This is a genomic window from Kordiimonas lacus (assembly GCF_001550055.1).
Taxonomy (GTDB): domain Bacteria; phylum Pseudomonadota; class Alphaproteobacteria; order Sphingomonadales; family Kordiimonadaceae; genus Kordiimonas; species Kordiimonas lacus.
Map to the genome: position 1 here is coordinate 902789 of NZ_LRUA01000006.1, position 19612 is coordinate 922400.

Genomic DNA, 19612 nt, shown 5'->3' on the forward strand with positions numbered 1-19612 from the left:
CTTGCATGCCACATTTTGCCTCGCTAATGTGACGTCAGGTATCAAGAACAAGAATGATGGCAATGAAAAATAACATCGCACTGGGCCTTATGATGGCCACCATGATCGGCAGCGGCTTTCCAGCGTCTCACGCAGACGAAAGCGAGCTCCTGAGGTTCGCCCGCAGCAGCGCAATTATCGCTGGCGGCGCTCAATACTGCAAAGCTGACGAGGACATGATCGACGAGTTCGTCACCAAGGCGGAAGCCCGCTTGGCGATCCTTGCCAAGGACGACTATGAAAAAGTCTTGGGCAAGCTGGAATTCAAGAATGTCCTGGCAGGCGCGGCCGCCCGTGAACCTGCAGAAGGCTGTAACGCCTTTGTGGCAGGCTTTGAAGAATCGGTCCGGCTGGCACGCTAAGTCCACCCGCCGAAATGCGACGAACTGTTTTCCCTGAAGGATCAGACGAACACACAGGCATTGACTTGCCTGAACGGGGTGGTGACACTCGTTTTTTTCTTATGGGACAATAAGGACCCGGCGCGTGGGACACGCGATAGCTGGGATTAAGGGGAGGACCGCGCCAAAGCGGCCACTACATCGAGGAGAAGCAAGGTGAAAAACCTAGACCAAAAATTCCGTTTCCTGCTGACAGGCGTTGCCCTGGGCGCAGTGGCATTTGTCGCGCCGACAATCGCCGCAGAAGATGACAAGCCGGCCAAACCGGCAGTTGCCAAGAAACAGGATGAGGACGCAGAGGCCAAAGAAGAAAAGGCCGACGACAAGGCTGAAGAAGCCGAAGACGAAGATAAAAAGAAAAAAGAGAAAACCATCGCTGAAAAGGTCAAGGACATGACCGAACTTGATGGCCTCTTTAAAATGTATCAGGACCCCAAGAACGGCTCTCTGATGATGGAGGTCCGCGAAGACCAGCTTGGCAAGGAGTTCATCTATTTCTCCCATACCGCTGACGGCGTGGTTGAAGGTGGACATTTCCGCGGCCAATACCGGCAGCAGAAAGTCTTCCGCATCGAGAAGCATTTCAACAAGCTCGAATTCGTTGAAGTGAACCCTTACTTCTATTTCGATCCCGACAATGCACTGTCGAAAGCCAAGGACGCCAATATTTCATCGGCGACCATCGCGACCCACACGATCGACGCCAAATCCGAAGACGGCAAAAGCTATCTGATCAGTGTGACCGGCCTGTTCCAGTCCGAAGCGTTCGACCAGGTCAAGCCAACACCCAATCCGCGCCTCAAGCCATGGGAGCGTTTCAACCTGGGCAAGCTGAATAGCGCAAAAACCAAGATCCAGGCGGTCAACAACTATCCGGAAAACACGGCCGTCACGGTCAATTATGTTTACTCCAACCCAACGCCGATGAACCGCGGTCAATGGTTTGAGATTACGGATGCCCGGAACGTGACCGTTTCCGTTCAGCACACGCTGGTGGCCATGCCTGAAAATGATTTCAAGCCGCGTTTTGACGACCCCCGCGTTGGCTACTTCCTGGACTATGTCAACGACATGACAGACCACGGCGCAACCCCGTGGCGTGACATGATCAACCGCTGGAACCTGGTGAAGAAGGACCCAAGCGCCGAGATTTCAGAGCCTGTGGAGCCGATCACCTGGTGGATTGAAAACACAACACCAACCGAGCTGCGCCCGACCATCCGAAAGGCAGTTGAAGCCTGGAACATTGCGTTTGAAGCAGCTGGCTTCAAAAACGCAGTGGTGGTGAAAGAGCAGCCTGACGACGCTGAATGGGACGCAGGTGACATCCGCTATAACGTGTTGCGCTGGACTTCCAGCCCGCAGCCTCCGTTTGGCGGTTATGGCCCAAGCTTCTCCAACCCACGCACTGGCCAGATCCTGGCCGCTGACATCATGCTCGAATATACCTTCCTGACCAACCGCATGAACGCCAGCAAGGTGTTTGAAAGCGCGGCTCTTGGCCTGGAGAGCCAGGACAGCCAGATGGAAGACTTCATGGCATCTGTTAAAGGCCATGGGCGCAACTGTAACCTCGCAGGCCACCTGCAGATCAACAATATGCTGGGTAAAACGCTGGCAGCCATCAACGAAGCCGGCCCACAGGCCAGTGAAAAGCTGGTGGAAGAAGCCATCTATTACCTGATGCTGCACGAAGTGGGGCACACGCTTGGTCTCAACCACAATATGAAAGCCACCCAGGCCCGCGCCTATGACGAAGCCCATGACATCGACAAGCAGGCGAACGGCCTCGCGGGCTCCGTAATGGACTATCCAAGCATCAACTTCGCCCCTCCGGGTGAAAAGCAGGCGCATTATTACACCGTCACGCCAGGGACTTATGACATCTGGGCCATCCAGTTTGGCTATGACCCGGATCTGGATGACCCGGCCAAGATGGAAGCGCATCTGGCGCGCTCGACGGAAAAAGCATTGGTGTTCGGCAATGACGCCGACGACATGCGGGCACCCGGCAAAGCCATTGACCCGCGCGTTAACATCTATGACATGACGGACGACGCCGTTCAGTTCGCGCAGGACCGGTTGAGGCTTGACCGCGACGCCATGGGCAAACTTCGGGCGAAGTTCACCACAGAAGGCCAAAGCTATCAGGAACTCAGGAACGCCTATCTGATCCTGACAGCGGACATGGCTTGGCAGGGCCGCGTAGCAAGCCGCTATGTGGGCGGCGTGTATGTAGACCGAGCGGTCGCAGGCCAGGACGGTGCCACAGCGCCGTATCGTCCGGTGGAGAAAGACAAGCAGGAACAAGCCATGAAGCTGCTTCGCGACTATATCTTCGCGCCAGATGCCTTCCAGGCTGACCCTGCCCTGTTCCAGCATCTGGCAATCCAGCGCCGTGGTTTCTTCCACTTCACGTCGAATGAAGACCCTGCCCTGCATGGCCGGGCGCTGAGCATCCAGGCAGACATTCTGGCTCACCTGCTGCACCCGAACACGCTGATGCGGATCACGGACAGCGGACTTTACGGCAACAGCTACGATGTCACGGAGATGATGACGGACCTGACGGACGCCATCTTTGAAGATGACAGCCGCGGTGCCGTAAACACCTTCCGCCAGGAACTGCAGGTGCATTATGTGAAGCGCCTGATCGGCATCCTGGAAAGTGACGACTATGACTATGTCGCCCGCTCCAACGCTTTCTCCTCGCTCAAGACACTGGGCAAGGATATGGCCCGCTGGCGGGGTGACGCAGCAACCCGCGCGCACCGTGACCACCTGGCCTTCCTGATCGAGAAAGCACTTGAGGTACACAAGGGCTAGAAGGCCAGTGAATATCAACCAAATGAAAACGGCGCCCCACTAGGCGCCGTTTTTTGTTTCTGTCGCTTAACACCATTCAGCGCACGTAGCTTGCCCCGTTGATATCGATCGCACAGCCTGTGGAATGATCGATCAGCCCACTCAGGAAAAAGGCGACCATGCTACCGATATTCTCTGGTGGGGCTGCCGCGCCCATCGGTACTTCCTTAAGCATCCATTCGTTGCCTGGCTCAAACGCCACAGACGCCATGTCGGTTTTCACCCAGCCGGGCGCAATGGTGAAGGCATAGATGCCCTTGTCGGCGAACCCCCGGGCAATGGAGCGCATCAGGGACACAACAGCGCCCTTGCTCGCGGCATAATTCAGATACTCCGGGCCGTCCCCCCGGAAGGATGCACGGCTTGCGATCGTGACAATCCTACCGCCCCCGGTTTTACCAAAATCGCGGATCGCTTCACGGCACAGGTCCGCCACGGCTTGTACATTCACGGTCATGACATCTGACCATGCCTGGTGCCAGGCATCATCAGACAGGTCCAGTGGGGTTTCCGGCATGATCCCGGCATTGTTCACCAACCCATCCAGGCGACCTTTAAAAGCCATCGCCTCACTCCACAGCGCCTTTCCGGCTCCCAATTCCCCCAGATCAGACCGCACCGCCAGAATACGATCCTGGCCAAATTCAGCCTGCAGGTCATTCAAGGCGCCCTCACTTGAGTTGTAGCTGCCAACCACGGACGCGCCTGCCTCAAGCAGAATGCGCGCAGTTGCAGCCCCAATGCCGCGTGATGCACCGGTTACAAGAAAAGTCTGGTTTTCGGAAAAATGGATCATGCTGCCCCGCTCCTGTTTGTTTGGGGCAGTATAGTTTTTTTACGGCGTTTGACTATGGCTCTTTGGCAAAGACGCCATCAATGCACCTGCAGCCATTCCCTAGCTTGGCGCTGGGCCTCAGCAATCTGTTGACGGCTCATATCCTTGGCGAGCTCACACCGGTCCACCTGGGCGCGCGAAAGGCCCCTGATAGCAGCCAGATTGAACCATTTGTGTGCCTGGATATAGTCGCGCTGGACCCCTTGGCCCGTGGAATACAACAGCCCAAGGTCATAAAGTGCATCAGGCGCACCGGCTTCTGCCTTGGCGATACGTTCAGCTACATAGTCGAATAAATCCCGGTCTTTTTGTCCCATACCATTCCTCCATCCCTATCGGCAGAGCGAAACAGGCACGCGCCCGCCGCCTGTGAAAAACGCCACAGTGGGAGACACACATAAATGTTTGAACGGACCGGCAGCTGCTTCTTTGCGGCAGTGCTCATTGGCGAGCATAGCAAAATTTTCTGAAAACCAGAAGCAAATAGGCCAACCAGTGCCACTTAGATGTAAGCGTATTCGCGACCTTCTCGCGTTACAGACCGATCCGCCGGGAATCGGATCACTGCGCGGGTCCCAACCCCAGGCTGGCTCTCCAGAACAAGCTTGCCGTCATGGGCTTCTGCAAACGCTTTCACCAAAGGTAGCCCAAGGCCAGTGCCTTCATGTCGCCGCGAAAGCCCGACATCTCCCTGAATGAAGGGCTGCAAAACCATTTCAAGCTGCTGCTGGTTCATGCCTGGGCCGTTGTCCAACACCACGATCTCGATACCGCCATCTACAGTGAGTTTCTGCGATACAGTCACTTCTGAGCCGTCCGGTGAAAATTTTACAGCATTGGAAACGAGATTGATCAACATCTGCTTCACCACTTGGAGGTCAGCAAAAAGTTCTACACCCAGGTCTTCAACATCCGCCTTCAGGATAATCTTCTTCTTTCGCGCAGCTGCGGTCATCATGCGCACCACCCTGTGAATAATCTCCTGTGGCGCCTCGTAATCTTCCCGCAGGCTGAACGCATTGGCCTCGATTTTTGAAAAATCGAGGATCGAGTTGATCACGCCCAGAAGATGAGACCCGCTGTCCCGAATATCCGCCACATAGCCCCAGACATTGTCCGGCGATCGCCCCCTGGCTTGCTCCGCCAGAATAAAATCTGCAAACCCAATCACGGCATTGAGCGGCGTCCTGAGCTCATGGCTCATATTGGCCAGAAACTGGCTGCGGGCACGGGTGGCGGCCTCTGCTTCAATTCGGGCAGCGTCGAGCGCCCGCATCCGCTGTTCTGCCCGCTTCATATGGAGCTGGAGAAGCGTATGTGACGTACAAATGCCCTTATAGAGGCCTCCTTCTGTGACAATAAAGCCTTCCTGAAGCGCATGCCGCTGGTCATCAATCAGCATCGCATAGAGACTGTCGATGGACATGTCTTGGTCCACGATAAGTGGGGCGTGGTCCATCAGCTCAGTCACTGGCTTGTTTTCATAGAGCGGACGCCCAAAACGGTCGGCAAGTCGCACCAGGAATTCGGTTCGCTTGAGAAGGCCGATCGGCACACCGCGCTGGAGCACCGGGATGGCAACAAGGTTTGGGTCTGCCTGAAAACGCTCAAACACCGTGCCACAATGTGCTTCCGGCACCTCGGGCCGAACAGGTGCCGAAATTAAGGTGATGTCTTGCATCTACTTATGGTTCCTCACTGTTTCATGCCCTTATCAGCAGCGGTCGTTACGGTGTGATGACAGTTTCATTGCGCCTTTGCGACAGGGGCGAAAAAGCCGTTCATCGGCCATTCAGACCCACACGCGTATGGTTCAGGAGAACAAAGATTGCTGCCATTAAATGGCCGCGTTTCTGGCAAATATTTCATGGGTGAGGAAAACCAGGAGTTCAGCACCATGTCTCTCAACAATAAAAAACTGGCGCTTTTGCTGCCACTCGCCTTGACTGCAACAGCGTGTAGCCAATCCGTTTCACCCCATAGTTATGACTCGTATGCTGTCGGTGAAGCCCGGCGTGTGGAACGCGGTGTCGTGGACAGCTATCGGTGGGTCGAAATCCGAAAATCCAACAGCGGCGTCGGCACAGCTGCAGGCGTTGGTATTGGTGCAGCCGCGGGCTCCACCGTCGGCAACAGCGGCGCAGAAAATGTCATTGGTGCTATCGGCGGTGCGCTACTGGGGGGCCTGATCGGCAACAGTATCGATAAAGCAGGCAGCAAGACGTCAGGCTTTGAATATATCATCCGCACCGAAAGCGGGAACCTGATCACCATTGTTCAGGCTGACCGCCATCCCTTCGCTGAAGGCACCCCGGTTATTCTGGTGTTCAGCGGAGACCGGACGCGCATCCGGCTTGACCACAATGCCTATGAAGACGCGGACCGTTATGGCACCTATGAGCCGCAAGACCAGGGCTATGTCCCGCGCAAATATGAAAGTGACGGGCTTGAGGACTTTGAACCTGCCGACGAGCCAGCAGGCTAGCAGCCAAGCATGGTCAGGCAACCGCCCTGCCCAAACCGGTCCAAATTTGAAATCCCTGACAAGGCGGCTTTTGCCGCCTTTTTAGCTGCGCAATTTCCGCAGCGCTTCCTGCGTCCTCTGCAAATGGTTCATAACAAAATCGATATGATGGAAGATATGCGAATGATCATCCTCAAGAAACTCGAACCGCTGGTGCAGGGCATTGTCCGTAAGCACGATTTGGTCGCCCTCCTCCGGTGTCAGGGCAAGCTCCAAACGGCCTTTGCGAAGCCTTAACACGGCAAGCAGGCCCAACCAGAACTGGTCGAGATCGTCTCGTACCGCACATCCTGTAACAGCAAAATATTGCCCCCCATGAATCACATGGGTCTTGTCCTCAAGCCCTACGAAGCCAACCACCTGATAATCTTCAAGAACACCCCATGTCCCCTCAACATCAAAGCTTTGAGGGTCTTCAATGCGTACAGCACTGCCAAGGTTCAGTTCGAAAAAGATCTGGTCATACGGGTGAGTGACCCGTTTCAGCCTTGCAATCATTTGCGCCCCCATCAAAAAAGCTACCGCGCTTGCACACGGTAGCCTTGATCGCTTTGTTCAATCAACTGTTTAGACTGGGTCAGTCATCATACTGATACTCGACTTCCCATTTACGGCAGACATATTCGCCTTGCCGATACGCATACTCGATGCATTTGCGCACTTCCCGCGGCGGATTGTAGACGTCATCCTCAAGCGAGTAGCGGTTCGGGTCGTTGCTGCGGTAGCCGTCATAGCCATCATAGTCATATGACCTGGAGCTATAACCATCGTCGCTTGTTGCCGCATTGCCGATCGCCATGCCCACGAGCGAACCGATAACAATGCCAGCTGACCGGTTGCGGCCGCCATCGATCTCAGACCCCAGGATACCGCCAATCACACCACCAAGGATCGTGCCGGCGACATTACCGGACCCGCCACCATGGTAGCCCACCGAATAATGGGTATCATAATGATAGTCGAAGCCCGGGCAATAGCCACCATAGTGATAGTGATGGTGATGGTTGTGCCACCGCCAGGAGGCATGGGCATTCCAGTACCCGGAATAATAAGGCCAGTGGCCGAAGTAATAATAACTTGTGTAGCTGGGCACACCATACCACCAGCTGTGATAGCTGTGGCGATATCCCTTCCTGTAGCCTTTCCAGTAACCGCGGCTATAGTCCCGGTCATACCGGCGGTCCCAATAACGGTCCCTGTCGCGGCTACGGTCCCGCCACCAACTGCTGCTTCGCTGATGGTCACGGCCACGGTGCTGGGACCGCCAGTTTTCACGCGTGTCGTAGCTGCGTCTTTCCCGGTTGGCCTCTGCACGCGTACGACTGGCGTCGGTCCGCGCACGACGCTCTTCTCGAAAGACCTGGCGACCACCGTCATTGTGCACATCGCGCCGGTCACTGGCATTGCCCCGCCTGGACCTTTCCCGCCCCGTTTGACGGGTGGAGCGCTCCTGCGTACGGACTTCCCTTGGGGCGCGCGGTTCGCTGCGCACTTGCCTTGGGGCACGCTGCTCAGTCCGAACCCGGCGGGGTGCATGCTGCCGAGCTTCCCGGCGCTGTTCAGCGGCTGCCTCGCGGCGGTGCTCGGCCCGGCGCTCTTTCTTGTCGTCTGCCGCCACCTCAACCGATGGCAAAGCAAGCATCGTTGTTGCCATCAAAAGCGGGGCCCACAGTTTAAGGGATGTCATTCGCATCATACCCTCCTTCTATCATGAGGCCAAAGATACCCCAAGGAAACTGAACGGTGCATGAACCCCGGCGCAGGCTGTAGGAAAGCTTGGAATAGGTACCGTTTGATTGCGCAAAAACATCGCATGCTTGTTCGTGCATACGATGTTATTTGCTCCAGCTGGCAGGCTGCGAAAGCTGAATTCTCCCATCACTTCCTGGCTCAACACTGAACTTAAAGGAAGCTTGAAACGCGCTAGTGGCAAAATTGAGGCAGGTAAAATTGCATCGAATCTGGTGCCCTGCTTCGATGTTTGGCTAGCGTTCCGACCACCGCACAGCCTTGAGCACGTCCGCCACAGGCACCATATCCAGGGCGACGCCTTCGTTGTTGGTCACCGTATAGCTTATGGGGCTCACACCCTCTGGCGTGGAAGCTGACAGTTCCGACATCATGGCATCGACGAGGGCCGCGACTTCATCCTTGTTGGCTGGATAAGTGAACCGTGCCTTGAGCATCCAGTTGCCATCCTTGGCCACCCAGACGCCTGTACGGTAGTCGGTTCCGCCAAGCGTGATCTTGAACAACCGGTACGGCCCGACAATTGGGTTTCCGCCTTCAGGGGTAAAGGTGCCTTCCTGAACAAATTCAAGCCCTTCGAAACGGTCGACAATCGCCTGCGTCGCGGAATTCAGATATTGCTGTGCCGAGATACCTTCATGATAGGTCGCATAAAGCGTGATTTCGTCAGCAGCGCCGTCTGGCCCCTCCGGCGCTTTGTAAACCACACCCACATCACTGCCGTCCTTGGCGAAGTCAATAACCCTGATGCGCTTATAGGCGCCAACCGCTTCCGGGAAGCCGATACCGCTCGGTCCATGGCGAAGGTCGCCACCCGCTTCATGCCGCCACCCGGTCTGCGGCGATGCAAACTGCGCCTGAGGGACCTCGTCGCCGCCACACGCCGCAAGCACGAAGAACAACCCGAACACAATCCAGTTTTTCATGATGACCCCCACCGGAATGGTTATAATATAACAATACTAGCATAAAGAAAAACCACCGGCAATACCGGTGGCTTTTACTGTGATCTGAAATTTTGACAAAGTCGAGGCTGACTAGCCGTCCAGTTTCGGCTTCAGAAGCTGGTTCACCATGCCTGGGTTGGCCTTGCCGCCCGTGGCTTTCATCACCTGCCCCACGAAGAAGCCGATCAGCTTGTCCTTACCTGCACGGTACTGTTCCAGCTGTGCCGGGTTGGCCGCAATCACTTCGTCGATGATCTTTTCGATCTCGCCTGTGTCAGAAACCTGTTTCAGGCCTTTTTCTTCAACGATCACCTCGGCGTCCTTGCCGGTCTCGAACATGATCTCGAACACGTCCTTGGCAATCCGGCCAGAAATTGTACCGTCCTCGACCAGCGCCAGAAGGTCAGCGCCTTGCTTGGCGGATACCGGGCTTTCGTTCACGGTTTTGCTGGCTTTATTGAGCGCACCGAAAAGGTCACCCATTACCCAGTTGGAAGCCTTGGCCGCCAGTTTCTGGGCTGGCTTGCCTGTTTTCTCCGCGAGCGCCGACAGAAGGTCTTCGAAATAGTCACAGGACTCTTTCTCACCCACAAGCACGCTGGCGTTATAGTCAGACACGCCCAGTTCCTCAACGAAACGGGCCTTCTTGTCGTCCGGCAGTTCAGGCAGGCTTTCGCGCGCGGCTTCAATGAAAGCATCATCGAACTCGACCGGCAGCAGGTCGGGGTCAGGGAAGTAGCGGTAATCGTGTGCTTCTTCCTTGGACCGCATGGACCGCGTTTCGCCTTTGGACGGGTCGAACAGGCGCGTTTCCTGGTCAATCACGCCGCCTTCTTCCAGAATGTCCACCTGGCGCTGTGCTTCATACTCGATCGCCTGACGCACAAAGCGGATAGAGTTCACGTTCTTGATCTCGCAGCGTGTGCCCAGTGGGTCACCCGGCTTGCGCACAGAAACGTTCACATCCGCCCGCATGCTGCCCTGCTCCATATTGCCGTCGCAAGTGCCGATATAGCGCAGGATGGTGCGCAGCTTCGTCAGGTAAGCGCCGGCCTCTTCAGGGCTGCGCATATCCGGTTTGGAGACGATTTCCATCAGCGCCACGCCAGACCGGTTCAGGTCGACGTAGGTCAGCTGTGGGTGCTGGTCGTGCATGGACTTGCCCGCATCCTGCTCAAGGTGGATACGCTCCACGCCCACGTCTTTGGTTTTGCCGTCGCCCATATCCAGCGTGACAGTGCCCTCACCCACGATCGGGTGCTTGAACTGGCTGATCTGATAGCCTTGCGGCAGGTCGGCATAGAAATAGTTCTTGCGGTCAAAGACCGAGAATTTGTTGATCTGGGCACCGAGTGCGAGGCCTGTGCGCACCGCCTGGCGGATACATTCTGCGTTGATGGTTGGCAGCATGCCGGGCATGGCCGCGTCAACGAGCGACACCTGCGCGTTTGGCTCAGCGCCGAATTCAGTAGATGCACCGGAAAACAGTTTGGCGTTGGAGACGACCTGGGCGTGGACCTCAAGACCGAGGACAACTTCCCAATCACCTGTGGCGCCTTGAATACGATAATTGCTCATGACGCTTACCTCCACCACTCTGCGGGTTTGGCCGTAAAGTTCGCGGCCTCTTCCATCACACCCGATACTTTGAATACGGTTTCTTCATCCCATGGCTTACCCAGGATCTGCAGGCCAAGCGGCAGGCCATTGGCATCAAGCCCTGCCGGAACGCTGGAGCCCGGCAGGCCCGCAAGCGACGCCGGAACGGTGAAGACGTCATTCAGGTACATGGCAATCGGATCGTCAGACTTTTCACCTGGCGCAAACGCCGCCGATGGCGCAGTTGGCGTCAGGATCGCGTCAACCTTTTCAAAAGCGCGCTTGAAATCATTCGCGATCAGCTGCCGCACCTTCTGGGCCTTCAGATAGTAAGCGTCATAGTAACCGGCGGACAGCACATAGGTGCCAATCATGATCCGGCGCTTCACTTCGTCGCCAAAGCCAGCGGCACGGGTTGCTTCATACATGTCCACAAGGCCACCGCCCTGCACGGTCTCGCGCAGGCCGTAGCGAACGCCATCATAGCGCGCCAGGTTCGAGGAAGCCTCAGCCGGCGCCACGATATAATAGGTCGGCAGCGCATATTTGGTATGCGGCAGGTTGATATCGACGATTTCCGCGCCCGCGGCCTTCATCCACTCAATGCCCTGGTGCCACAGCGCTTCAATTTCGCCCGGCATGCCTGCCAGGTGATATTCCTGCGGGATACCGATTTTCATGCCGCGGATGTCGCCCGTGAGCGCCGCTTCAAAGTTCGGCACAGGCAGATCAACGCTGGTGCTGTCCTTGGCGTCAAAACCGGCAATGCTTTCCATCATGATCGCGCCGTCACGAACCGTGCGGGTAATCGTACCTGCCTGGTCGAGTGAGCTCGCAAACGCCACCATGCCGTAGCGGGAGCAGCGGCCATAAGTTGGCTTGAAGCCAAACGTGCCGGTGAAGGACGCTGGCTGGCGGATGGAACCGCCGGTGTCGGAGGCCGTTGCGCCCATCGCGGCAAAGCCGGCCACGGAAGCCACGGACCCACCAGAAGAACCACCAGGTACCGTGTCGGTATCGCCGCGGCGCCATGGGTTTTTCACCGGGCCGTAATAGCTGGTTTCGTTCGACGAGCCCATTGCGAACTCATCCATATTCAGCTTGCCAAGCATCACAGCGCCGTCGTCCCAAAGCTTTTGGGAAACCGTGCTCTCATACTCTGGTTTGAAGCCGTCAAGGATGTGCGAACAGGCCTGCGTGTGCACGCCTTTGGTGGCGAACAGGTCTTTGATGCCTACTGGGATACCGGTCATGCCGGTTTGCTCGCCCGCCTTGATTTTGGCGTCAGCCTTGTCGGCCATCTCCAGCGCCATCTCAGGCGTCTTGGCAATATAGGCATTCAGCGCATCCGCCGCTTCAACGGCTTCGATATGCGCTTCCGTCAGCTCGCGGGACGTAATGTCGCCCTTTTTCAGAAGGTCGCGGGCATCCGCGATCGTCAGTTTGGTCAAATCCGTCATGGCCGCCCCCTACTCGATTACTTTTGGCACGGCGAAGAAGCCATACTCAGCGTTCGGCGCATTCTTGAGAACGCTAGCCTGCTTGTCGCCGTCGGTCACTTCGTCCTGGCGCCAACGCAGTTTCGCGTCCACCACGCTCGACATCGGCTCGATGTCGTCGGTGTTCACTTCGTCAAGCTGCTCCACCCACCCAAGGATGTTGTTAAGCTCGCCCGCCAGGGGCTCCAGCTTGTCTTCTTCAATTTTGATGCGCGCAAGCCGCGCAATTTTGGCAACGGTTGCCTTATCAATATCCGACATGAAAATTCCTATGATACTAGCCAGGAAAATGCGTAAAATCAGCGCGGAACTTAACGCCTGACAACCCTGTGAGCAAGGGCTTATCCACCCTTTGGTGCAGATTCTGGGCGCTTTGGCACCGATGACGACCCATCAGGCCTTCAATCGAGCGGATCAAGCCGTACATAGGAAAAGAAACGATTGACCGTTTCACCATCTTCCGACAGCGGCATATAGAGGATATGAAGGCGTACATGCGGCATTACGTGGCGCTCATCACTCACCCCGATCACAGCAGACCTGATATCAATTGCATGCTGCATGGATGCGATCACACGGTCGGCCACATCGGGCTTGTGAGCCTCCCGGACACGCTTGTGGGTGATTTCGCTATAGGCGCCGGCTACTGCGCTACCATGCAAGGTAACGCGGCCGTCTGCCAATCGGCCATCACCTCCCCAGAGAGGCTCTATCAGCGACACCCACGGCAGGTAGGCCTTCAGGGCGACTGGTGACACATCTATTTTCTGGTTAAAGGCGCGAATGCCCCGGCACGCTTCGAAATGTTTCAAGATGGCTGCGAAGTCCTCGCCGAATACAGGCGCGTCTTTTGCGGGATAGAGGGAATAGTTCCCGTCCCCATACCCTTCCTTCAAACCGATCAGGTCAGTTGTCGAATCAAAAGAGGAAATTTTGACCTCCCGCGCCCTGCATTTTTAGAATGGCAGGCACACATAAAAGTGCCTAATCACACGGCTTGTTGCAACTGTACAATTTTGTATTGTGTGGAAAACCGCAAGAATCGACTTGCATTTGCACCGCCTACACGCACAAATCGGCTGTTAGCGGCATGCGGGGATGAGAGCTTTGAGCGACCAAATTATACTTCGGGAAGCCAGGTCATCTGACGCTGGACCCCTGAATGAATATATCAGGGAAACCTTTGCTGACGCCAATCACCTGATTACGCGGGCAGCAGAATTCCGCATGGGTCGCTGGCGGCAACGTTTCTGGATCGCGCGCAAGCAGAGCAGCCCTTATGAAATCTGTCTCCTTGCCACCTCAGGTGATAAAATCGTTGGGATGTTGGACAGCTGGACTGACCGTCGGCACCGCGTTCGCCATTCCACCTGTTTTGCCATGAGCGTGGCAAAAGACTGGCGCGGTCGGGGCGTGGGCAAAAAACTGCTTTTGCATTTCACCGAATGGGTGCAAAAACATGAGATACTCGAGCGGATCGAGCTGCATGTCCACAGTGACAATTTGGCAGCTATAGCGCTCTACCGGGCGGTCGGTTTTCAGGAGGAAGGCATCAGGAAAAATGCTGTCCGGTATGAAGACGGCCGTACCGTTGACGACCATATCATGGCCTTGTGGCCATAACAGACTGGAAGAACCGGCCTAACCAAGGGGGTGAACGCCATTATGGCAAAGCATAAAACTGCACCGGCGGCAAAATTCCTGCTGGCGATCGCTGTTGTGATCGTCCTGATCCTGATCGGCGGCATTATTCTGAACCTGAACGAGAAAGCAGCGCTGAAGTTTGCGTTTGTGCCGTCCCATGAAATCGCCAGCGAAGAGGCCACCCCTGCGCCGGATTACACATCGGATGCGGCCTGGGCCGCGGTTCCAGGCAAGACCTCAAGTGCCCAAATGATGCCTGAAGGCGTAATGCGCACGGCCATGGTGCCGGAAGTGGACGTTTTCTATATCCACCCCACCACCTACTTTGAGAAGGAACGCTGGAACGCGCCTTATGACGGCAATGAAAAAGCCATGCGCTGGACCGACAATTTCGCCCTCCGGTATCAGGCCAGTGCGTTCAACCTGGCTGGCCAGGTTTACGCCCCGCGCTACCGCCAGGCGACATTCGGCGCCTTCTTTGACGATAGCGGCCAGGGCGTCCGGGCTGTCCTTAATGCCCACAACGATATCCTCGCGGCATTCGATAATTTCATCGCCACAAGAAACAAAGGCCGTCCTTTTATCATCGTAGGCCACAGCCAGGGTGCGCTGCATGCCCTGCTGCTTTTAGGCGAACGGGTTTCGCCCACAAACCTGCGGGACCTGATGGTAGCGGCCTATATCATCGGTTGGCCGGTCAGCCATGAAGGGGACCTGGCAGTCCTGCCTGGCATCGAGGCCTGCCAGACCAAGAACGACACCGGCTGTGTGGTGTCCTACCAAAGTTTCGACAAAGACGGCGACGCCACCTCGCTGCTGAAAGTCATCGCCACAACACCGGGCCTCAACGGCAAACCCCGTGGCGGCACAAAAATCCTGTGCACCAACCCGCTGAACTGGAAAGTGGACGGTGAAGCCACAAAGGCTGCCAACCTTGGCGCCCTGGAACTGCTTCCCGAGCCTGGCCCGATCGCCGAGCCCATCCCGGCACTGACCGGCGCACGCTGCGGCAAGGATGGCATCCTATATCTGACCCGCCCGCCGAAAGGTTCCTGGAGCCAGTATCAGATGGCCGGCGGCAACTATCATACCTATGACATCAACCTGTTCTATATGAACCTGCGCGAGAATGCGGCAGACCGCGCGAGCGCCTGGCTGGAGAAACACCGGTGAGCCAGCAGGTTTCCATATCGGAACTGAGGGCCCGGCTGAAGCCGCGCCAACGTCTACTGGGCATGGACCCGGGCACCAAAACCATTGGCCTCGCGCTTTCAGACACCACGCTGATGATCGCAACGCCAATGGAAATCATCCGGCGCAAGCGCTTCAAGGACGATGCGGCCCGTATTCAGCAAATCGTTGACGAACAGAATGTCGGTGGCTTTGTCATTGGCTGGCCGGTGAATATGGATGGGTCACTGGGGCCGCGCTGCCAGTCCGTTCAGGCCTTTTCGGAAAACCTGGCGAAGGTGTTCGACCTGCCGCAAACCCTGTGGGACGAACGCCTGTCCACCAGCGCGGTTGAGCGCACCCTGCTGGAAGCTGACAGCAGCCGTGCCAAGCGCAAGGATGTGATCGACAAGATGGCGGCCGCCTACATTTTGCAAGGAGCCCTCCATGCGATTTGAGACAGAACTGACAGCCGAAGACGGCCCAAACATCGACCACCTGCTCCGCACGGTCTACCCCACCGAATTTGAAGCCCATCTGGTGGAAAGCCTGCGCACACGCCGCATCATGGCAGCAGAGCACGGCCTGTGGGACCAGGGCGCGCTTGTGGGCTATATTGCCTATTCACCGGTCACCATCGAAGGCATGGAAACCAAACGCCAGATACTCGGCGTTGGCCCCATGGCCATCCATACCGACTATCAAGGCACCGGCCTTGGCCGCAAGCTTCTGGAAGAAAGCCTGAAGGAAGTTGACGCCGACGCCCTAGTCCTTCTGGGCCATACTGCTTTCTATGAAAAGGTTGGCTTCAAGCCCGCAGCCACTTATGGCCTGACCTTCAGCGACGACGCGGAGCAGAATGCCGCCTTCATGGCGCTTGAATGTTGGCAAGGCGCCCTTGAGGGCCTGAAGGGCCGCGTCGAATATGACCGCAGGTTCTATGACGAATAGGGGGGAATAGGATGCCCTCGCGCCCCAGCAAGACACCCCTGCCCGGACGACCGGTCAAGGGATCGAAAACCGGCAGGCCCATTATGGCGGCGCTGGACCTTCTGGGTCGACGCTGGGCACTCAGGATCGTCTGGGAGCTGCGTGACGGCCCCGTCGGCTTCCGCGCCATGCAGGCCCGCTGCGACGGTATGTCGCCCAGCGTGCTCTCAACCCGCCTGAAGGAACTTCATGAGGCCAGGCTGATCGAGCCCACAGAAGACCAGCAGTGGCAGCTGACCGCCCTGGGGACAGACCTCAACAAGGCCATTGCGCCGCTCAATGACTGGTCCGAAGGCTGGAAAGACGCTTTCTAGACCGTTCCTGCTTCCCCTTGAAAATAAATGAGTCAACGTCTCTTGAAACACTTCAAACATACGCTACTTTTTTAGTATCGATACTAAATTAGAAGCGGATACATTATGTTTGCATCTCTCGTTGCCCCAATCACCCCGCCATATGACGCGGATACTGAAGCCCTCCTCAAGAAATGGATGCCGCCTGGCGCACCGTTTGAGCCCCTGAGTCTCTTTCGCACACTGGCACAGACGCCAGACCTGATGTCGGCCATGCTGCCACTGGGGGCCTATTTCCTGGGCGGCCAAAGCCCGCTCACGGTACGGCTCAGGGAAATCCTGATATTGCGCACCTGCACAAACAGCGGCTGCGGTTACGAATGGGGCATTCACGCCACGGCCTTTGGTACCGCTGCGAATCTGTCCGCAGACGATATCCATGCGCTGCACCGAAAAGGCGCAGATGACGACCGCTGGACAGCCGCGGAAGCCGCAGCCATCCGGCTGTGTGACGCCTTGTGCGCAGGCCAGACAGCCGATGAGGCCACCAAGGCCGAAGCGCGTGCGCACTTCGATAAAGAATGCCTGTTGGCAATTACCGTGCTCACGGGCTGGTACCAGACGGTCGCCAAGGTCGCCAACACCTGTTGCGACGGCCCGGAAGCCTGGGCAGGCGGCTTCCCGAAAGCCGCAGAATAAAAGGCCAAAAGCGTGGTGGTTACCGGGCCGCCACGCCGCCCCTGATCACAGACAAATCCATCAGGCGGACAAGGTGCTTGCAGGTCTCAAATTTTGGGCCTATAAGGCGGGCTTAATGAGCACGCAACAGACCGACACACAGTCCTACCCGCGCGCGGAAGTTTCTCCGCCCTCGGGCCACCTTTTCCCTCATAAACATCTGCTAGGCATCTGGAATCTTGATCCAACGGCGATCAAGCACGTCCTGGATGTGGCCGACGCCTATGTCGAGCAGAACAGGCAGCCGAAAAAGTCCTCGCCCAAGTGCGCGGGCCTGACGCAAATCAACCTGTTCTTCGAGAACTCGACCCGGACGCTGATGAGCTTCGAGATCGCAGGCAAGCGCCTGGGCATGGAAGTGACCTCCATGGCCACCGGCTCAAGCTCGATCAAGAAGGGCGAGACGCTGCTGGATACCGCGGCCACGCTGAATGCCATGCACCCCGATGTGCTGGTGATGCGCCACGCAGACAGCGGCGCGGTAAAGCTTTTGTCTGAGAAAATGGACTGCGCGGTGATCAACGCAGGCGACGGCCGGGCCGAACACCCGACCCAAGCGCTGCTGGACGCGCTGACCATCCGCCGCCGCAAAGGCAAGCTGCATGGCCAGACCATCGTGATTTCAGGCGATGTGGCCCACAGCCGGGTCGCCCGCTCAAACATCTATCTGCTTAACGCCATGGGCGCGCGGGTCCGACTTGTTGCCCCACCAACCCTGCTGCCCAAGGATGTTGACCGCTTGGGTGTGGAAGTGTCTCACCGCATGGACGAAGGCCTCAAGGGCGCGGACGTAGTGATGATGCTGCGCCTGCAGCAGGAGCGCATGCAAGGCGCCTTCCTGCCAAGCCTTCGCGAATACTACCGCTTCTGGGGCCTGACGCGCGACACGCTCAAATACGCCAAGGAAGACGTCCTGGTAATGCACCCCGGCCCCATGAACCGGGGCGTGGAGATCGCCTCCGACGTAGCCGATGACCTTGACCGCTCAGCCATCGAAGAACAGGTGGAAATGGGCGTGGCTGTCCGCATGGCCTGCCTGGATATCCTGACACGGAATTTGCGCGGGGAGGACGCGGTATGATTTCGGCTTACACCAACGCCCGCCTGATTGATCCGGCAAGCGGCCTCGACACCAAAGGCACGCTGATCGTCAACAACGGCAAGATTGCTGATTTCGGCCCTGATGTAACGGTGCCGGACGATGCAACCGTCACAGACTGCAAGGGACGTGTGTTGTGCCCAGGCTTCATTGACATGCGCGCCCATTCGGTTGATGCAGACGCCGCCCTTGCCGGCGGCATCACCACCGTGATCCTGCAGCCAGACCAGACAACCTTGATCGACAGTGACCCAGTGGTGGAACGCATCCGCCGCCGCGCTGAAGACACACACACGGTCAACGTTTACCCCATGGGTGCTGCAACGCGCGGCATGGAAGGCATGGAACTGGCAGAAATCGGCCAGATGAAGGCCTCCGGCGCCGTAGCCTTCACTGATTGCCGCAAACCGGTATCCAGCAGCCAGGTGATGCGCCGACTGATGGAATATGCCAGCTACTTCGGTGCCGTGATCGTGCAGTTCCCGCAGGATGTGGGCCTCGCGAACGGTGGCATCGCCCACGAAGGCGAAATCGCGACGCGGCTTGGTTTTGCCGGCATCCCGGCCATGGCAGAAGTGATCCAGATCGAACGCGACGCGCGCCTTAGTGAAATGACGGGCACGCCGATCCATTTCGCGCTGATCTCAAGCCGCGAAGGCGTGGAAGCCGTGCGTGCGGCCAAGGAACGCGGCGTGAAGGTTACCTGCTCCACGGCGCCCCATTATCTGCACCTCAACGACAATGCCATGGAAGGCTACCGCACGTTTGCCAAAGTCAGCCCGCCGCTTCGGTCTGAGGAAGACCGGCTGGCGCTGATTGCCGGTATTGCAGATGGCACCATTGATACCGTCGTCAGCGACCACGACCCGAAAAGCGAAGACGTCAAGCGCCTGCCATTTGGCCAGGCCGCTGCTGGCATCGTAGGTTTTGAGACGCTGCTCGCGCTCGCGCTCGGCCCCGTGCATGCGGGCAAGGTTGACCTCATCACCATGCTGAAGGCCATGACCGCCACACCGGCCGCGCTTCTGGGCGTGCCCGGCGGCAAGCTCGAAGCCGGCGCACCCGCAGACCTGGTGATCTTCGACCCGGACAAGCCGTGGCGCATTGACCGCGAAGCCTTCCGCGCCAGCGCCAAAAACACACCGTTTGACACGCTGCCCGTTCAGGGGCAGGTTTGGCAGACGATCGTGGGCGGCAAGGCGCTCTATAGCGGAGAGTAG

At 57.3% G+C, this 19612-nt stretch carries 21 protein-coding genes; 11 read left to right on the forward strand and 10 right to left on the reverse strand.

What is annotated here, in order from left to right; all coding sequences use genetic code 11:
- Positions 1-62: 62 nt before the first annotated feature.
- Both KORLAC_RS12425 and KORLAC_RS12430 read left to right on the forward strand, forming a co-directional pair.
- The gene (locus KORLAC_RS12425; protein WP_139167636.1) at positions 63-401 is read left to right on the forward strand and encodes a hypothetical protein; all 339 of its coding nucleotides are present in this window, start codon (positions 63-65) and stop codon (positions 399-401) included.
- Positions 402-596: 195 nt separating this feature from the next.
- The gene (locus KORLAC_RS12430) at positions 597-3266 is read left to right on the forward strand and encodes a zinc-dependent metalloprotease (RefSeq protein WP_068306987.1); all 2670 of its coding nucleotides are present in this window, start codon (positions 597-599) and stop codon (positions 3264-3266) included.
- Between the two features lie 76 nt (positions 3267-3342).
- On the opposite strand, the gene KORLAC_RS12435 is transcribed toward KORLAC_RS12430, so the two are convergent.
- From KORLAC_RS12435 to KORLAC_RS12445, 3 genes are all read right to left on the reverse strand, one after another.
- Positions 3343-4101 carry an SDR family NAD(P)-dependent oxidoreductase gene (locus tag KORLAC_RS12435; protein WP_068306988.1) on the reverse strand — a complete coding sequence of 253 codons (759 nt, stop codon included), beginning with the start codon at positions 4099-4101 and terminating at the stop codon, positions 3343-3345.
- Between the two features lie 77 nt (positions 4102-4178).
- Positions 4179-4457 carry an SEL1-like repeat protein gene (locus KORLAC_RS12440; protein WP_068306989.1) on the reverse strand — a complete coding sequence of 93 codons (279 nt, stop codon included), beginning with the start codon at positions 4455-4457 and terminating at the stop codon, positions 4179-4181.
- Between the two features lie 185 nt (positions 4458-4642).
- A complete protein-coding gene (locus KORLAC_RS12445) occupies positions 4643-5821 on the reverse strand; it encodes an ATP-binding protein (protein ID WP_068306990.1) in 1179 nt (392 codons plus the stop codon).
- Between the two features lie 147 nt (positions 5822-5968).
- Between KORLAC_RS12445 and KORLAC_RS12450 the strand changes: the two genes are divergently transcribed.
- Positions 5969-6625, forward strand: coding sequence for a hypothetical protein (locus tag KORLAC_RS12450; protein ID WP_068306991.1), 657 nt, complete (start codon positions 5969-5971; stop codon positions 6623-6625).
- Positions 6626-6706: 81 nt separating this feature from the next.
- Here KORLAC_RS12450 and KORLAC_RS12455 read toward each other — a convergent pair whose 3' ends face one another.
- The 7 genes from KORLAC_RS12455 to KORLAC_RS12485 form a co-directional block, all read right to left on the reverse strand.
- Positions 6707-7162, reverse strand: a complete 456-nt coding sequence (locus tag KORLAC_RS12455) for a hypothetical protein (protein WP_068306992.1) — start codon at positions 7160-7162, stop codon at positions 6707-6709.
- A 79-nt stretch (positions 7163-7241) separates the two neighbouring features.
- Positions 7242-8351 (reverse strand): glycine zipper 2TM domain-containing protein, encoded by a 1110-nt coding sequence (locus KORLAC_RS12460; protein WP_160328631.1) that lies wholly within the window; start codon positions 8349-8351, stop codon positions 7242-7244.
- Between the two features lie 298 nt (positions 8352-8649).
- Positions 8650-9339: a hypothetical protein gene (locus tag KORLAC_RS12465; protein WP_068306994.1), complete on the reverse strand. Its 690-nt coding sequence runs from the start codon at positions 9337-9339 to the stop codon at positions 8650-8652.
- Between the two features lie 111 nt (positions 9340-9450).
- The gene (gene gatB / locus KORLAC_RS12470) at positions 9451-10938 is read right to left on the reverse strand and encodes an Asp-tRNA(Asn)/Glu-tRNA(Gln) amidotransferase subunit GatB (RefSeq protein WP_068306995.1); all 1488 of its coding nucleotides are present in this window, start codon (positions 10936-10938) and stop codon (positions 9451-9453) included.
- A gap of 5 nt (positions 10939-10943) precedes the next feature.
- A complete protein-coding gene (gatA, locus tag KORLAC_RS12475; protein ID WP_068306996.1) occupies positions 10944-12419 on the reverse strand; it encodes an Asp-tRNA(Asn)/Glu-tRNA(Gln) amidotransferase subunit GatA in 1476 nt (491 codons plus the stop codon).
- A gap of 9 nt (positions 12420-12428) precedes the next feature.
- Entirely contained in the window at positions 12429-12719 is a 291-nt protein-coding gene (gene gatC, locus KORLAC_RS12480; RefSeq protein ID WP_068306997.1) for an Asp-tRNA(Asn)/Glu-tRNA(Gln) amidotransferase subunit GatC, read from the reverse strand.
- A 140-nt stretch (positions 12720-12859) separates the two neighbouring features.
- On the reverse strand, positions 12860-13216 hold the full coding sequence (locus KORLAC_RS12485) for a hypothetical protein (protein ID WP_175445653.1): 357 nt from the start codon (positions 13214-13216) through the stop codon (positions 12860-12862).
- Between the two features lie 349 nt (positions 13217-13565).
- Between KORLAC_RS12485 and KORLAC_RS12490 the strand changes: the two genes are divergently transcribed.
- From KORLAC_RS12490 to pyrC, 8 genes are all read left to right on the forward strand, one after another.
- Positions 13566-14081 carry a GNAT family N-acetyltransferase gene (locus tag KORLAC_RS12490; RefSeq protein WP_068306999.1) on the forward strand — a complete coding sequence of 172 codons (516 nt, stop codon included), beginning with the start codon at positions 13566-13568 and terminating at the stop codon, positions 14079-14081.
- A 42-nt stretch (positions 14082-14123) separates the two neighbouring features.
- On the forward strand, positions 14124-15275 hold the full coding sequence (locus KORLAC_RS12495; RefSeq protein WP_068307000.1) for a DUF3089 domain-containing protein: 1152 nt from the start codon (positions 14124-14126) through the stop codon (positions 15273-15275).
- Positions 15272-15730, forward strand: a complete 459-nt coding sequence (gene ruvX, locus KORLAC_RS12500) for a Holliday junction resolvase RuvX (protein WP_068307001.1) — start codon at positions 15272-15274, stop codon at positions 15728-15730. The genes KORLAC_RS12495 and ruvX overlap by 4 nt, the downstream gene beginning before the upstream one ends.
- Positions 15720-16223 carry a GNAT family N-acetyltransferase gene (locus KORLAC_RS12505; protein ID WP_068307002.1) on the forward strand — a complete coding sequence of 168 codons (504 nt, stop codon included), beginning with the start codon at positions 15720-15722 and terminating at the stop codon, positions 16221-16223. Before ruvX ends, KORLAC_RS12505 begins: the two co-directional genes overlap by 11 nt.
- Positions 16224-16234: 11 nt before the next feature.
- Positions 16235-16576 (forward strand): winged helix-turn-helix transcriptional regulator, encoded by a 342-nt coding sequence (locus KORLAC_RS12510; protein WP_074519455.1) that lies wholly within the window; start codon positions 16235-16237, stop codon positions 16574-16576.
- 105 nt (positions 16577-16681) lie between these two features.
- Entirely contained in the window at positions 16682-17254 is a 573-nt protein-coding gene (locus KORLAC_RS12515; RefSeq protein ID WP_068307004.1) for a carboxymuconolactone decarboxylase family protein, read from the forward strand.
- A 115-nt stretch (positions 17255-17369) separates the two neighbouring features.
- Complete coding sequence (locus tag KORLAC_RS12520) at positions 17370-18374, forward strand: aspartate carbamoyltransferase catalytic subunit (RefSeq protein WP_082714655.1); 1005 nt, start codon at positions 17370-17372, stop codon at positions 18372-18374.
- The gene (pyrC, locus tag KORLAC_RS12525) at positions 18371-19612 is read left to right on the forward strand and encodes a dihydroorotase (RefSeq protein WP_068307005.1); all 1242 of its coding nucleotides are present in this window, start codon (positions 18371-18373) and stop codon (positions 19610-19612) included. Before KORLAC_RS12520 ends, pyrC begins: the two co-directional genes overlap by 4 nt.